General features: G+C 40.2%; 14 protein-coding genes. 4 read left to right on the plus strand and 10 right to left on the minus strand.

Annotation, left to right across the window (positions count from 1 at the left end):
- Positions 1-30: 30 nt before the first annotated feature.
- On the minus strand, positions 31-1,011 hold the full coding sequence (locus tag RBB56_RS03340) for a DUF5692 family protein (protein ID WP_306720987.1): 981 nt from the start codon (positions 1,009-1,011) through the stop codon (positions 31-33).
- A gap of 228 nt (positions 1,012-1,239) precedes the next feature.
- Here RBB56_RS03340 and RBB56_RS03345 point away from each other — a divergent pair, with 228 nt between their 5' ends.
- Positions 1,240-1,944 (plus strand): FadR/GntR family transcriptional regulator, encoded by a 705-nt coding sequence (locus RBB56_RS03345; RefSeq protein WP_306720988.1) that lies wholly within the window; start codon positions 1,240-1,242, stop codon positions 1,942-1,944.
- Between the two features lie 105 nt (positions 1,945-2,049).
- Here RBB56_RS03345 and RBB56_RS03350 read toward each other — a convergent pair whose 3' ends face one another.
- The 3 genes from RBB56_RS03350 to RBB56_RS03360 all read right to left on the minus strand — a co-directional run bounded on the left by RBB56_RS03350 (position 2,050) and on the right by RBB56_RS03360 (position 4,455).
- A complete protein-coding gene (locus RBB56_RS03350; protein WP_306720989.1) occupies positions 2,050-2,553 on the minus strand; it encodes a flavodoxin in 504 nt (167 codons plus the stop codon).
- Positions 2,554-2,608: 55 nt separating this feature from the next.
- Positions 2,609-3,721: an aldo/keto reductase gene (locus RBB56_RS03355; protein WP_306720990.1), complete on the minus strand. Its 1,113-nt coding sequence runs from the start codon at positions 3,719-3,721 to the stop codon at positions 2,609-2,611.
- 320 nt (positions 3,722-4,041) lie between these two features.
- Complete coding sequence (locus RBB56_RS03360; protein WP_306720991.1) at positions 4,042-4,455, minus strand: DUF3788 domain-containing protein; 414 nt, start codon at positions 4,453-4,455, stop codon at positions 4,042-4,044.
- Between the two features lie 176 nt (positions 4,456-4,631).
- On the opposite strand from RBB56_RS03360, the gene RBB56_RS03365 reads away from it, so the two are divergent.
- Genes RBB56_RS03365 through RBB56_RS03375 form a run of 3 tightly spaced genes read left to right on the plus strand, consistent with a single transcriptional unit; the run spans position 4,632 to position 6,957 of the window.
- Complete coding sequence (locus RBB56_RS03365; RefSeq protein ID WP_306722081.1) at positions 4,632-5,432, plus strand: MerR family transcriptional regulator; 801 nt, start codon at positions 4,632-4,634, stop codon at positions 5,430-5,432.
- Positions 5,429-6,244: an ABC transporter ATP-binding protein gene (locus tag RBB56_RS03370; protein ID WP_306720992.1), complete on the plus strand. Its 816-nt coding sequence runs from the start codon at positions 5,429-5,431 to the stop codon at positions 6,242-6,244. Before RBB56_RS03365 ends, RBB56_RS03370 begins: the two co-directional genes overlap by 4 nt.
- Positions 6,241-6,957: an ABC transporter permease gene (locus tag RBB56_RS03375; RefSeq protein ID WP_306720993.1), complete on the plus strand. Its 717-nt coding sequence runs from the start codon at positions 6,241-6,243 to the stop codon at positions 6,955-6,957. The genes RBB56_RS03370 and RBB56_RS03375 overlap by 4 nt, the downstream gene beginning before the upstream one ends.
- Here the strand turns inward: RBB56_RS03375 and aroE are convergent.
- The 6 genes from aroE to RBB56_RS03405 form a co-directional block, all read right to left on the minus strand.
- Positions 6,949-7,809, minus strand: coding sequence for a shikimate dehydrogenase (gene aroE / locus RBB56_RS03380; protein WP_306720994.1), 861 nt, complete (start codon positions 7,807-7,809; stop codon positions 6,949-6,951). The genes RBB56_RS03375 and aroE overlap by 9 nt on opposite strands.
- A gap of 51 nt (positions 7,810-7,860) precedes the next feature.
- Positions 7,861-9,183, minus strand: a complete 1,323-nt coding sequence (locus RBB56_RS03385) for a glycoside hydrolase family 32 protein (RefSeq protein WP_306720995.1) — start codon at positions 9,181-9,183, stop codon at positions 7,861-7,863.
- Between the two features lie 66 nt (positions 9,184-9,249).
- A complete protein-coding gene (locus tag RBB56_RS03390; protein WP_306720996.1) occupies positions 9,250-10,080 on the minus strand; it encodes a carbohydrate ABC transporter permease in 831 nt (276 codons plus the stop codon).
- A 2-nt stretch (positions 10,081-10,082) separates the two neighbouring features.
- A complete protein-coding gene (locus RBB56_RS03395; protein ID WP_306720997.1) occupies positions 10,083-10,964 on the minus strand; it encodes a carbohydrate ABC transporter permease in 882 nt (293 codons plus the stop codon).
- Positions 10,965-10,997: 33 nt separating this feature from the next.
- Positions 10,998-12,365, minus strand: a complete 1,368-nt coding sequence (locus RBB56_RS03400) for an ABC transporter substrate-binding protein (RefSeq protein WP_306720998.1) — start codon at positions 12,363-12,365, stop codon at positions 10,998-11,000.
- Positions 12,362-13,366 carry a LacI family DNA-binding transcriptional regulator gene (locus tag RBB56_RS03405; RefSeq protein ID WP_306720999.1) on the minus strand — a complete coding sequence of 335 codons (1,005 nt, stop codon included), beginning with the start codon at positions 13,364-13,366 and terminating at the stop codon, positions 12,362-12,364. Before RBB56_RS03405 ends, RBB56_RS03400 begins: the two co-directional genes overlap by 4 nt.
- Between the last annotated feature and the right edge of the window lie 386 nt (positions 13,367-13,752).

Consider the following 13,752-nt stretch of genomic DNA (forward strand, 5'->3'; position numbering starts at 1 on the left):
GTTTCGTAATTATCTATACGGCATCATTTCTTATTCCGCTAAAGCTCTTATTTCTTTATATTTTGCAAGGTCTGTATATAATTCTGATTTATACGGATTGCGTTTCGTTGCTTTCACTTTATAAATCATATAAACTGCTACCACAACGTTAACTGCCAACGCAAGGAAGCTTACGATGAAGTAGATGGTCGTATTATAGGTGGAAGAAACGGAGAATTTACCCACATCCTGAAATGTCGGGAATGTCTGCGCGAACATACACCAAAGAGCCAGTGTCTGTGCACGATGCTGCAGCCATGCGCCTTTTCCTACCGTAAATGCACAGAGCGTAGGAGCTAACAATAATGCAAATCCACAGTACCATGCATGCCCCGGAAGACAATTATATGTATATGCGAAGTTCCAAAGGTCATATGCAATAATCCAGAACCAGAGCATATCCGGCCAAATCATATCGCGGCTCTTATCTTTCGCTGTCTCTTTTCTTATTTTGATTCCAAGCCATCCGGTAATCGTTATGATATTCAAAATACCTGCAATCGCATTCATGTAGTTCCAAGGACCACCAATTACATACTGTGCATCATCCACAAGCATGGCACCGCCTACATAATTCATTCCAACTTCCAAATCGCGGGCTACCGCCTCGGCAATATTAATGGCAAGTATCAAAGGCGGGAAACATAATGCGATCTTATTATCGGAAAGTCTCCACTCTTTTCCTGTCTTCTTGTTCGTTCCATGAAGATGACGAATGCACCAGAAACCAATACATCCCGCAGTAGCCGAATATACCTTTGCCAGATGGAACCAGTCCGTATAAGTCGTGTCCGCTAAAACAGTAAACCATAGAACCGATAAAACAGCGGGTAATACGACAAAGCACACGATTCCCAATACCTTATACCTTCTTGACACCTCATTCAGTGCAAATAAGGCTACAAAAATTGCCAGCCACATAAGCCACGAAGAAAGTCCCGTTGCCCCTGCCTCATAATTAAACGTAAACATATCTCTCGCCTTTCTTTTTCTCGTGCTGGTCATACCAACACATATTCTTCTTATTATCTTTGATATAAATTTAACATTTTTAAAGAAAATAGTCAATTATTCAATCATCTTTCTACATAGTATGGCAATAAACAGTCTTGATTTTAGTTATATCGTACAATATAATATAAGAATAATCACTTTTGGCCTGTGGTTGAACCAGTATATGCATAGAAAGGAATTAATTTTATGGAATTTCAGAAAATCAGCTCTCCTTCTTTAAGGGATTTATTTGTGGGACAACTGGAAAATATGATTCTATCCGGCAAGCTTCATATCGGGGAACAACTGCCGCCTGAACGTCATCTTGCAGAAGCCATGCAGGTTAGCCGCGCAGTTGTCAATAGCGGTATTGCGGAATTGGAGAAAAAGGGATTCCTTATCGTTAAGCCACGAGTTGGTACTTTTGTAGCGGATTATCGCCGAACCGGTACCTTGGATACCTTGATCTCTATTATGCAATATAACGGGGGAAGATTGCGAAACGAAGAGATTCGCTCGATTCTTGAGGTTAGAATTGCTTTAGATACGCTTGCTGCGCAGCAATGCATCAATCGGATTACCGATGATGAGATACAATTATTGTTAGAAAAGACGGAACGCATTAAAAACGCTGCGTCCATTGCAGCAGCTTCGCAGGCTGCTTTTGAATTCCAGCATGAATTCGCCATTTTATCACAAAATGCTCTGATTCCTTTAATCTTCTACTCTTTCAAAGCTCCGGTACTCTCTCTCTGGGAACGTTTCTGTACTCTATACGGAATACCGGCACTTTACCAGAATACTTATAAGCTCTGGTCCTTCATTCATGATCGGGATGTGGAAGGTGCCATTCATTGGATTCACCATTCCATAGGAGAAAGCATTAACGGCAGCAGAAAAATCTATTATTGACCATAACACTTCTACGCCTTACTATAATAAGGTATTTCCTATAGATCCTATAGAATAAAAAAATCCCTATAGGCTAAATAAACAGCCTATAGGGATTTCATTATCTTATACCCAGTTCTCTATTGAAGCTTTCGCCTCACTCACGGACGCACCATGAATAGACAATGCATTTTCCACTTTGGAATTGGGACATAGATTCCTAATGTCCTGCTCACTGCTCCCGATATCACTTCCTTCATGTGTACAGAAGGGTTTGATCGTCTTACCCGAGAAATCATAACGCTCCATAAAGGTCCACACATGCATAGGCATCGTTCCCCAGTAGTTAGGGAATCCGATATAGACCGTATCGTATTCAGAAATATCTGCCAAAGGATTCTTGAATTCCGGACGAATATTCGCCCCTTTATCTCTCTTCGCTTCTTCGATACATACGTTATAGTCGGTACTGTATTCCTGCACGGGCTCGATATGGAACATATCAGCTCCTGTTAATTCCTGTATCATCTGTGCCGCCACTTCCGTATTGCCTATCTCCAGACTCTTAATCTCCCCATTTACATAATTTTCACCCTTCCTTGAAAAGTATGCAATCAATGCTTTTGTCATTTTATGACCTCCTGTTAATATATTTTATCCTTTTAATTTCCTTTTAATATAAGTCTTAACTTATCTTTTCAAACATTTCTCCAACCGCTTCTAAATAATCTCTAATCTGTATGTGCTGTGGGCAGATTTTCTCACACTTTCCGCATTTGATGCAAGCGAGAGCAGCGCCTCTATCCTTCGTATGTACGTTATAATAAACGTCGCTATTCCAATCATTGTACTGCTTTTTGGCATTATAGCACGCGAATAGATCAGGAATCGCTATTTTCACCGGACAGCCGTCTACACAATATTGGCAAGCTGTACACGGAATAATATCCTGTTCTTTCAAAATTCCTCTGACACCTTCTATTAAACGGAATTCTTCCTCTGTAAAGGGAACAAAGTCCTTCATATAACTTATGTTATCTTCCATCTGCTCTATCGTACTCATTCCGCTAAGCACCATGAAAACCTTATCGAAGGAAGCTGTATAACGAATCGCGTAGCTGGCATAACTTGCACCGGTCCCTTGTCCATCGAAAAGAAGCTGCGCTGATTTAGGCAGGTTCACAAGTCCTCCGCCCTTAACCGGCTCCATTATAATGACAGGTTTATTATGCTTCTCGCACACCTCATAGCAAAGGCGGCTCTGAATACCGGGATCATCATAGTCTGCATAATTAAATTGTATCTGCACTACTTCAATATCCGGCTGTTCACTTAATATTTTATCAAGTACCTCCGCACTATCATGAAAGGACATGCCGATATGTTTAATTCTACCTTCTTCCTTAAGCTGCTTTACGGTTTCAAACGCACGGCATTCAATATATTTCTGGTAGTATTCCGCATTCATAGCATGCATCAGATAATAATCGAAATACTCCACTCCCGTTCGTTCCAACTGCTTTTCAAAAAATGGGATAATATCTTCTTCCTTTTCGAAAAAGTTGGAGGTGAGTTTATCGGTAAGAATATAAGACTCTCTCGGGTACCGTTTCACAAGACAATCCCTAATAGCCGTCTCACTCTGGCCTCCGATATATCCATGAGCGGTATCAAAATAACAAAAGCCCGCTTCAAAAAAAGCATCGATCATTTGATTAAACTGCTCGTAATCAACTTCCAGTTCCTCTTTACCTTGTATCATAGGAAGTCTCATACAGCCAAAGCCCAGTTTCTTCATCTTCGTTCTCCTTTATAGCTGTTAGTATACCTTGTCCGCAAGCGGCCACGGTATATTTTTTGCACACTCGCTTTGCTCGGCGCAGTATAATATCGTTAAATATTATACCTTGTCCGCAAGCGGCCACGGTATATTTTTTGCACACTCGCTTTGCTCGGCGCAGTATAATATCGTTAAATATTATACCTTGTCCGCAAGCGGCCACGGTATGTTTTTTGCACACTCGCTTTGCTCGGCGCAGTATAAATATTATTAAAATTTATCTTATCATTTTCTTCGCTAAAATACTATACCCTGAGGCCATCTATGCATCAAAAATATTATTTTTTATTAGGCTTTCGCTTAATTAATAATAATTTTTCCATATCGGGAAACAGTGAGATATCTGTCAATTCGAACATCATCCACTTTCCATCATGATAAGTCATAGATTCATCATAAACTCGTTGCACTTCTGCTGAATAATCATTTCTATTCGCTTCAAACTTAGCCCTCTCTTCTTTTCCGAAGATAACTAAGAAACCAAACACATTCTCTTTTGCATATAGCGTACATAAGGTTTTGCCGCCTCTGCGATATTTATACTCATAGATCCATCTTTTCCCTCCGCTATTCCAAAGACAGTCCATATCATATTTTGATTCTATTAAATCAGTTAACTTACCCCACACCTCCAACAATGATTGTCCTATTAAAGCACTCATTTCTTCATTCGTTGGTATTTTTTTAAGCATAATATTCCCCTCCATCTTTCATTTCAGTTTCTCCTTATTTTATTAATATAAAAATTATTATAGCATGAAAATATTTCTGGAAATAAAAAAATTAAAAAATATCTTGCATGTGACGTAACGTAATGAATTATAATCTAGGTAGAAGATATGACGTTGAAGGGGGTATATGCAGCAATATGGAAAAGTGTAAAACAACAGAAGCAAGATATATGACAGTCGGAGCAGTTGCGAAGAAAATGGGCGTCACCGTCCGCACCTTACAATATTACGATAAGGAAGGCCTTTTTTCACCATCTTTAGAAAGCGAAGGTGGGCGTAGGCTTTATACCGACAAAGATGTTATTAATCTCTATCAGATCCTTTCCCTGAAACATCTGGGCTTTTCATTGGATGATATTAAAAATCGTCTGATTTCTCTTGACACTCCAGACGATGTCGCTAAAGCACTCACAGAGCAAGCTACCGCTATACGGGAAAAGATAGAAGCCTTATCGGAATCGTTAAAAGCAATAGAGACATTACGTGCAGAAGTGTTGCAAATGCAAGCGGTAGATTTTAAGAAATATGCTGACATTATCACAAATCTGCAAATGAAAAATGAGTTCTACTGGCTTATCAAGCATTTCGACGACAACCTTCTCGATCATTTTCGAAGCCGATTCAATAAAGATAGCAGCTTAGAGATGATGGATACTTTCGCACGACTGCAAGATGAAGCAATCCGGCTGCAAGAAGACGGGATATCGCCCGAAAGTGAACAGGGGCAGAACTTTGCCGAGGCTTTCTGGGATATGATCATAACGTTTACAGGCGGGGATATGAGCATGCTGCCTAAACTTATGGAGGCTTCGAACTATGGCGATTCGGATACCGAATGGAATCAAAAGCAAGCTGCTGCTAACAAGTTTATCGAACCAGCCTTAGGTGCCTATTTTACAACCTTAGGTTACAATCCGCTGGAGGGGGAATCAACATGAATTATGCAATACAAATCGATGATCTAAAAAAAAGTTATGGTGAGCATACCGTATTAAAAGGCTTACATTTCCATGTGATAAAAGGTGAAATTTTCGCATTGCTCGGTGTGAATGGCGCCGGCAAAACTACCGCACTTGAATGCATCGAGAATTTACGCAAATATGACAGCGGTAAAATCGTGGTGAATGGCAGAATGGGTATTCAGTTACAATCGGCATCTCTTCCGGCACATATTAGACCGATGGAAGCTGTACATTTATTTGCAAAATGGAATAAAACAAAAATAGACAATTCTATGCTTACCTGCCTTGGGATTGATAAATTGGCCAAAAAGCTATACGCAGATATGTCAACCGGGCAAAAACGCCGGTTACATCTCGCACTCGCCCTAATCAGCGACCCTGATATTGTGTTCCTTGATGAGCCAACTGCCGGGCTTGATGTAGAAGGCCGAATATCACTCCACGAGCAAATCCGAAAACTAAAAATGCAGGGAAAAACTATTATTTTAGCCAGCCACGATATGGCTGAGGTCGAAAGCTTATGTGACCGCATTGCTATTTTAAATGATGGTAATATTGTTTTCATGGGTACCGTGGCAGAGTTAACCGCTAAGCTCGGCAAACGCTACACACTTCATATCAAGACCGATCAAGGGAATGAAACCTTTGAATCCGATAATATTGCAGATACTATGCTGACTTTACTCGAAAGCTTCAAGAAAAGGGGAATTGAAATATTAGACATCAAAATAGATCGGGGTACATTAGAACAACATTTTATCGATATAGCGAGGGGGAATAAGAAATGAGTGCATTTTTGTATGGAGCAGCATTACAATGGAAACTGGATATACGAAGCAAATCGTTGCTGATTACTTGTTATGTAGTTCCTCTTTTGTTCTTTGCCGTAATGGGAGGAATCTTTACATCCATTAACCCAGAAGCGAAAAATACGCTAATACCATCTATGACAATACTGGGCGTATCGACCGGTGCGTTAATCGGCCTGCCGCCTTCTCTTGTGGAAATATACGGAAGTGATATAAAGAAAGTATACAAGGCTAACGGAGTACCTATGTACCTCGGCATAATTTCAACATTTTTATCAGCTTTTATCCATCTATTCATTATGTGTACAGTAATATATATCGTTGCACCTATCGCTTTTAACGCAGTACCGCCGGCAAACTTACCGTTATATTTCTGTTCACTCACCTTTTTTATCGCAGTATCCTTAAGTGTGGGAAGTTTTCTCGGGCTGGCATTAAAAAATCAGGCAAAACTTATCATGATTTCACAGATGATATTTCTACCCTCCATTATGCTGTCAGGAATTATGTTCCCCGTAGATTTCCTTCCCAAGGGATTTCAAATTGCAAGCAAAGCACTCCCCGCGACTTGGGGATATCAATTGATGACAGACAATAGCTTTCATTGGGAAAACCTATGGCCTCTGGCTGCTATCCTTCTGGTCGCGGTCATACTGTGCCATCTTTTATTGAAGAGACTTCAATCAGCCTAATAAATTAAATTCTTCCTTTAATACTCGTTTCATCACATCCACAGGCGCTTTCACACCGGTCCACATCTCGAAATTGAGAGCGCCTTGATTTACCAGCATCCCTAATCCATTAATCACCTTTGCACCACGCTTCTTAGCTTCTGCCAAGAACTGCGTATTAGGATCATTGAATATAACGTCTGCTACTGCCATCCTGCTCGTTATCGTATCATAATTAATATCCGGTTTCTGATCACAATCAGGATACAATCCTATAGAAGTAGCATTTACCAGAATATCAGTCTCCTGTGCAATATCTACACCAGATAGAAACGGGATAAATTGCGCTTCTGCACGGGTCTTATTTTTCAGTAAATCAACCAGTTCTTTCCCTCTTTCCTCTTCTCTGTTAATAATAGTGACCTTCACAGCTCCTGCAAGCGCACATTCCACTGCGATTGCCCTTGCCGCACCTCCTGCACCTATTACCGTCACCCTTTTTCCAGAAGGAGAGATGCCTTCTTCCTCCAGCGATTGGATAAATCCTTTTCCATCCGTGTTCTCTCCATACAGTCTTCCTTCCCGGTTAATTACCGTATTGACTGCCCCTATAATTTCTGCTGCCGGAGAAAGCTCATCGAGATACTTAAGCACTTCCACCTTATGCGGAATGGTCAGATTAATTCCTTTCATCTGAAAGGCTTTCATACCTTCCATCGCCGCCTGTAAATCGCCGGGATTTACTTTTACCGTTAAATATCTGTAATCCAAATTTTTTTCACGAAACGCCGCCTCTTCCATTACTCCCGTAGGATTTTCATCAATGGGACACCCGAAAGCTCCGACTAATTCCGAACGATAACATTTTGACATAAGCATCTCTTCCTTTCTTCAGCAGCACGATAATTTTCTGTTATTACCGCGTTATAACTCGATTTCATAGATTTCAATACTAGCTTTTTCCACATTATTTTTCGATAAAAAGCTCATATTCTTCCCTTCCAGCGAAGGATAAATGCGCAGTGCCATAGCGGAGTTATCATCTACAAATATCTCTGCCACCGAACCATCGAGGAGAATATCAATTGCAACTTCATGATTCTCACTCTTCTTAAAGTATCCGAGGATCGGTCTCTTGTCCACTTCCTTCAGCAGGCTGCTCTCCTCCATGGGCGCATAGTAAGTGCCTTCTCTCGGATTGAATACTACATCAGTATATTCCCTTCCATCATCGGATGCAAGCATGCGTATCGTAAATACTTCATCACTTTTTATGACTGCTTTGATTTCTGCCGTATTGCTTTTTGTTTCGAATATCCTTTCCCCCGAAAAATTTTCCAAGGTAATGGCTTCCTTTTCTCTTCTTAAGTTCTCAAATTCAGGAAGACGCTGCATAACGAGTTCATTATCCTCATTAATCGATATCACTCGCGGAATCGCCTGAACGCCTGCCCATTCTCCATCCGTATATAAGCCTCTGCGCGGATCTTCTCTCAGCCATCCCCACAGATAGGTTCTGCCTTTATCATCGAAAGAAATCTGTGATGCGAAGAAATCTCCGTAGTCTACGTCTCCTTTATTATATACTTCCAACTGGCAATCTTCATTAATCGTTCCTACGTAATAGTGGAGTACACGTAAGTCCCAATAGGAATGTATAAATAATACTTTATCTCCAAAAACAACTAAATTGGGACACTCCATAACTTCCTTAGCACAGTTATTACGAAAAAACTCATTCACGTAAGTCCACTGCCGCATATCTTCCGACGTGTAAATATGCACTGCACTATATTTATTGTCCACAATACCTGCTACCAGCGCATATGTTTTGCCTTTCCACTGGAAAACAAAGGGATCGCGCCACTCTGTCAGCTTCTTACCGCCGTTGAATTCCGGTTCTATTTTCATTACCGGGTTATCTTTTATCTGCTTCCACCGGACTCCATCTTCTGTAACAGCCACCCATTGCTGAGAACCATCATGCTGACAGTGATCTTCTTTTCCTACACTAGTATAAAAAAGTTCAATTTTCCCATTATGTATATAGCTGCATCCCGAATAACAATCCGTCTCTTTGTTCTCCATATCAGGTGTTAATGCGATGGGCTGATGTTCCCAGTGGAGTAAATCTTTACTCGTCGCATGTCCCCAGTGAAGATTACCCCAATGCCAATCTGTAGGATTATATTGATAAAATAGATGATGTGTACCTTCGAAAAAAATAGTTGCATTTGGATCGTTCATCCAGTTTTTTTCAGGTAAAAAATGATATTTAGGTCTGTGCTGCATTTTATTTTCCTCCGTTTAGTATTATCCTTTTACCGCTCCTGCCGTCAATCCACCCACAATATATTTTTGGAAAAATCCGTAGAAAACAAGCTGCGGTATTAATATAAGAAGGGTTCCGGCAATCAAGCCGCCGTAGTCCACCGCATATTTTCCGCGGAACATGGATACACCCATAGAAATTGTCCGCATCGCAGGATTTTGTATTAACGTCACCTCCAGCGGAAATTCATTCCAGACATACAGAACATTGAATACAGTTACCGTGGCAATGATCGGCTTTATAAGAGGAACCGTTATCCTCGTGCAAAGCTGCCACAGGGAACATCCATCGATGACTGCCGCTTCTTCCACCTCCGAGGGAAAACCCTTTAAAAAACCTACAAATAATAACGTATTAAAGGAAATCGACGAGGCTGCCAAGGGCAGTATAACCGATATATAGGTTCCTACCAAACCGAACACAATGTTGATTCTGTAAATCGGAAACAATAGAATATATGTAGGAATCATCAGTCCGAATAAAATGAACAGATATATCCCATTTTGTAATTTTTTTGACTTAAACATTAATCTTGTTAATGCAAAAGAACTCATAAACGTTACGAGCAAGCAAATCATCTGCGTAAATACAACGATGATAATTGTATTCTTGTACATGCTCCCTAATGGTAAAATATTAAGAGCATGCTCGTAATTGGCGAAGTTAAGCGACTGCGGCAGGGCGAAAGGATTTCCCATAATCTCCGCATCCATTTTAAAGGATAAAAAGAACATCCATATAAAAGGAATTGTTATAATAATTGTAAAAATCCATGTTAGAATAGTTAAAATTCTATTTCCCATCTTTTCCATCGTCAACTCTCCCGTCCAATCTGCTCTTTTGTTACCTTAATATAAATAACGGCAAAAATTGCTGTAAGTAAAAATGTAACTACTGCTATACTCATACCATACCCAAATCTTGAAGAATTGAATGTTGAGAAATACATATATGTCACCAACAAGTCTGAAACATGGTTCGGACCGCCATTTGTCAACTGGTATACCGTTTCGAAGATCTTGAAGCAGCCTGTGATCACTAAGAGCATAATAATGACAAAGGTTTGTTTAATCATCGGAAGCGTTATATATACTAATCTCTGTACCTTGTCAGCTCCATCAATCTCACTGGCCTCATACAACTCATGAGGAACCATCTTCAGTCCCGCCAGGAAGATCGTAGCGTTATATCCAATTGTCTGCCATGTAAACACAAATGCTACCGCATAAGGGGTAAGCACTTGCCCTCCTATCCATTCAGGCTGGAAATAATCGAACCCCATTCCTCTGAGTGCCGCATTGATCAGCCCCATCTTCGGGTCCAAAATAAATACCCATATCAACCCCACCAAGATAGGCGAAATAATATTCGGCGAAAAGTTCAACGCTTTCGCCAGCTTATTGGCCTTAAAATTTCTATCTAACAGCAATGCCAAAAAGAAAGAGCCCGGTACCACCATTAAAACAGTCATGGTAAGTACAATTACAGTATTTTTTAAGGCAATGTAGAATATTTTGTCATGGAACAAGGTCCAAAAATTCTGTAATCCGACAAATTGAGGTTTCCCGATTCCTGTGAAATTAGTAAAGCTATAATAAAACGCAATCAGAACCGGTATGATGACGTAAGTTAAATAAAGTAACATAGTTGGTGCTATCATCCCTATTTTCGTATATCGTTTACTAAACCAATACATATGGCAAAGGCCCTTTCTTTTGGATTATATGGACTATTGGATAATGCTCTGCTGTTCGTCCATAAATTTAAGTGCTTCCTCCGGTGTGTAAGTTCCGTTCACAACACCTATCATACTTTCTCTATACTGATTGATGAGCTGACCGGAAATATACATATCAGGACATACTGCCGGGCTTGCCCAATCATCATTCATTCTCTCCATAACACGAGCGAATACCGGATACTTCTCAGAATCGATCTCACCGGAATACTTCGTTACCGGGATACTTTGATTATCTCTTGCAATGATTGTCGTTCCTTCTTCACTATAGAAGAATTTCAAGAAATCGATAATCGCTGCATACACTTCCGGTTGTTCCTCTTTCACCTTAGCGGAAACAACATACGGATGTGCCGGCGCCTTCATAGAAACTTCCTGTGTGCCGACTCCATCGGAGAAAGTCGGTCCCCACCAGTAATATACATCATTCGCCAGATCGCTTTGGTCGAATTTCTTCGTATCCCATACGCCGGAATTGAGCATTGCTGCTTCTCCTGCCAGGAATTCCTCCACTGACTGAGCATAATTCAAATTAGAAACATTGGGTGAAAATACGTTGTTGTTCCTCATGTCTTCAAGCTTTTCATAGAACTTCAGGTAATCCGGATTGTTCCACTGATCACTTCCTTCGATAATGCCATCGATATGATCGAAGAAACCGAATCTGCAATGCATATTTTCAAATGCCCAAGCAGTAAAGGTATCTTTGGCTCCCTGCGCCAGAGGAATAATCCCATTGTCATTAAATACCTTCGCACAATTTAAGAATTCTTCATATGTCGCGGGCATTTCCAAGCCGTATTCATCGAATAATGCTTTGTTCATCCATATACCATTGGATTGAAGCTCACAGGGAATTCCATATATCTTTCCATCAATCTTCATAGAATCCAAAACACCCGGAAGGAAATTATCCACCCATGCCTGATCTCCGGTTATGTCTTCCGTGATATCTGCCAATATTCCTGCATTTGCCATCTCAACAGCGCCTCCCTGCTCCATCCAGAAAAGTTCGGGAAGGGAATTGCTCTGGGCTGCCATTTTCATATTTCTAATATGCTCATCGGTCGTTGTTCCCTGGAGCGTAATCGTTACATTCGGATGCTGCTTCATATATTCCTGTACGACTGCGTAAACTGCCGGTGATTGCTCTTCCACATTCGCAACATGCTCCGCGAACACAAAGCTAACCTGTGCGTCCGTCGTCTCCTGAGCGGGTGAAGACGTTTCTCCCGCGCCGGCAGAATCACTATCAGCTACCGGTTCACTACTGACGCCGCTTCCGCAGCCTGCCAATGAAAACATCATAATTCCTGCAAGTACAATTGCTAATAATCTTTTTTGTTTTCTACTTTTCATTCTTCCTGCCTCCCTATAATTTTAACTGAGTTTCTGGAAATCAAGTACGGGTCTAAGATCAAACGTTCCGCGGATTTCCTCTTCTTCTCTCCCATATCCATGAATCGTGCATGCATCATCTGTGCCGCTAATCTTCCTATCGATTCATAAGAATGGGCAATTGCCGTAATACCATAGGTAGCTGTCCAAGCAAAGTCATCATAGCTAATCAAGCTTACATCTTCTGGAATTGAAAGATTCATTTCATTCAGAGATTGAATGACGTTCGTACCGATATTCTCTCCTACGGAAAGAATTGCCGTGGGGCTTATCTCCTGTATCTTCTGCTTAATCATCGATTTGGTACAATTGTCATAATTCATTAGGTAGAGCCATTCACTTTCATAGGATATCCCCGCCTCCTCAAAAGCTTTCATATAGCCTTTCTCACGTCTGACCAATGATGGATGTGTCTTCGCTATAAGCATAATCTTCCGATGCCCATTTTGAATCAAATATTGAACCGCTAAGTAAGCGCCAAGTTCATCATCGATCAATAAGGTATCTACCCCTTCATATACATCCCTAAATAGTTGGAGCATGGGGAATTTACTCACAATCATATGCCTGATAATATCTTCATTCGTCTCAAATGAAGGAATAAAAATTGCCCCATTAATCTTATGCTTTAGGATCATCTCGAAATCAGCTTTCTCACATGCCTGATTATTATTGCTATACATTACAATCAGCCGATATCCCAGATTCTCGAATTCCTTTGACATTTCCTTTATCATATTGCTGTAAAATGGGTTAATGATCTCATCCAGTACAATAGCTATTACCTTATCTGAATTGTCTCCATTTATCTTTGAAGCCTTATGTACATAACCTAATTCTTCTGCCGCTTCAAAAACCTTATTACGAATCTCCGGACTCGTATAGTAGGTTCCTCCTAATGCTTTGTAAGCCGTCGGTATCGATACTCCTGCTCTTTGTGCTACTTCTTTGATATTACTCATATTCTTCCTTTGCCTTTCATCAAAGGTGGGATAATTATTCCGACTTTATGAAATAATTATTTCACTTATTGAGATAATTATATTTCCACCCGTTATTTTTGTCAATATTCTTTCACGATTTTATTATTCTTTGTACAACATGTGCAATATTATGACTTTTTTTCACTCTGAATCCTTTTTATTTTGTTACTTTTTCTAATATTATATTTTACTCCCCTCTATATTCTAAAATAATTATATCATCTTTCAAGAATAATTATATATCCTTCTTCGAAACTTTACTAGTAAATTAAGGGCTTTTATTCCGTGCGCGTAGCTGCGCATCTATTTTCTGTAATAGGAGCACTTTCCTATTATTAAAAAAGCCTGACCACTAGGCCAGGCTT

Origin of the sequence: Kineothrix sp. MB12-C1 (assembly GCF_030863805.1) — a bacterium.
GTDB lineage: Bacteria > Bacillota > Clostridia > Lachnospirales > Lachnospiraceae > Kineothrix.

Coding starts and splice junctions, on each gene's coding strand:
- RBB56_RS03395 (WP_306720997.1), bottom strand. CDS start 10,964: ATGTATTGGTTTAGTAAACGATATACGAAAATAGGGATGATAGCACCA.
- RBB56_RS03340 (WP_306720987.1), bottom strand. CDS start 1,011: ATGTTTACGTTTAATTATGAGGCAGGGGCAACGGGACTTTCTTCGTGG.
- RBB56_RS03355 (WP_306720990.1), bottom strand. CDS start 3,721: ATGAAGAAACTGGGCTTTGGCTGTATGAGACTTCCTATGATACAAGGT.
- RBB56_RS03345 (WP_306720988.1), top strand. CDS start 1,240: ATGGAATTTCAGAAAATCAGCTCTCCTTCTTTAAGGGATTTATTTGTG.
- RBB56_RS03405 (WP_306720999.1), bottom strand. CDS start 13,366: ATGAGTAATATCAAAGAAGTAGCACAAAGAGCAGGAGTATCGATACCG.
- RBB56_RS03400 (WP_306720998.1), bottom strand. CDS start 12,365: ATGAAAAGTAGAAAACAAAAAAGATTATTAGCAATTGTACTTGCAGGA.
- RBB56_RS03390 (WP_306720996.1), bottom strand. CDS start 10,080: ATGGAAAAGATGGGAAATAGAATTTTAACTATTCTAACATGGATTTTT.
- RBB56_RS03370 (WP_306720992.1), top strand. CDS start 5,429: ATGAATTATGCAATACAAATCGATGATCTAAAAAAAAGTTATGGTGAG.
- aroE (WP_306720994.1), bottom strand. CDS start 7,809: ATGTCAAAATGTTATCGTTCGGAATTAGTCGGAGCTTTCGGGTGTCCC.
- RBB56_RS03365 (WP_306722081.1), top strand. CDS start 4,632: ATGGAAAAGTGTAAAACAACAGAAGCAAGATATATGACAGTCGGAGCA.
- RBB56_RS03350 (WP_306720989.1), bottom strand. CDS start 2,553: ATGACAAAAGCATTGATTGCATACTTTTCAAGGAAGGGTGAAAATTAT.
- RBB56_RS03385 (WP_306720995.1), bottom strand. CDS start 9,183: ATGAACGATCCAAATGCAACTATTTTTTTCGAAGGTACACATCATCTA.
- RBB56_RS03375 (WP_306720993.1), top strand. CDS start 6,241: ATGAGTGCATTTTTGTATGGAGCAGCATTACAATGGAAACTGGATATA.
- RBB56_RS03360 (WP_306720991.1), bottom strand. CDS start 4,455: ATGCTTAAAAAAATACCAACGAATGAAGAAATGAGTGCTTTAATAGGA.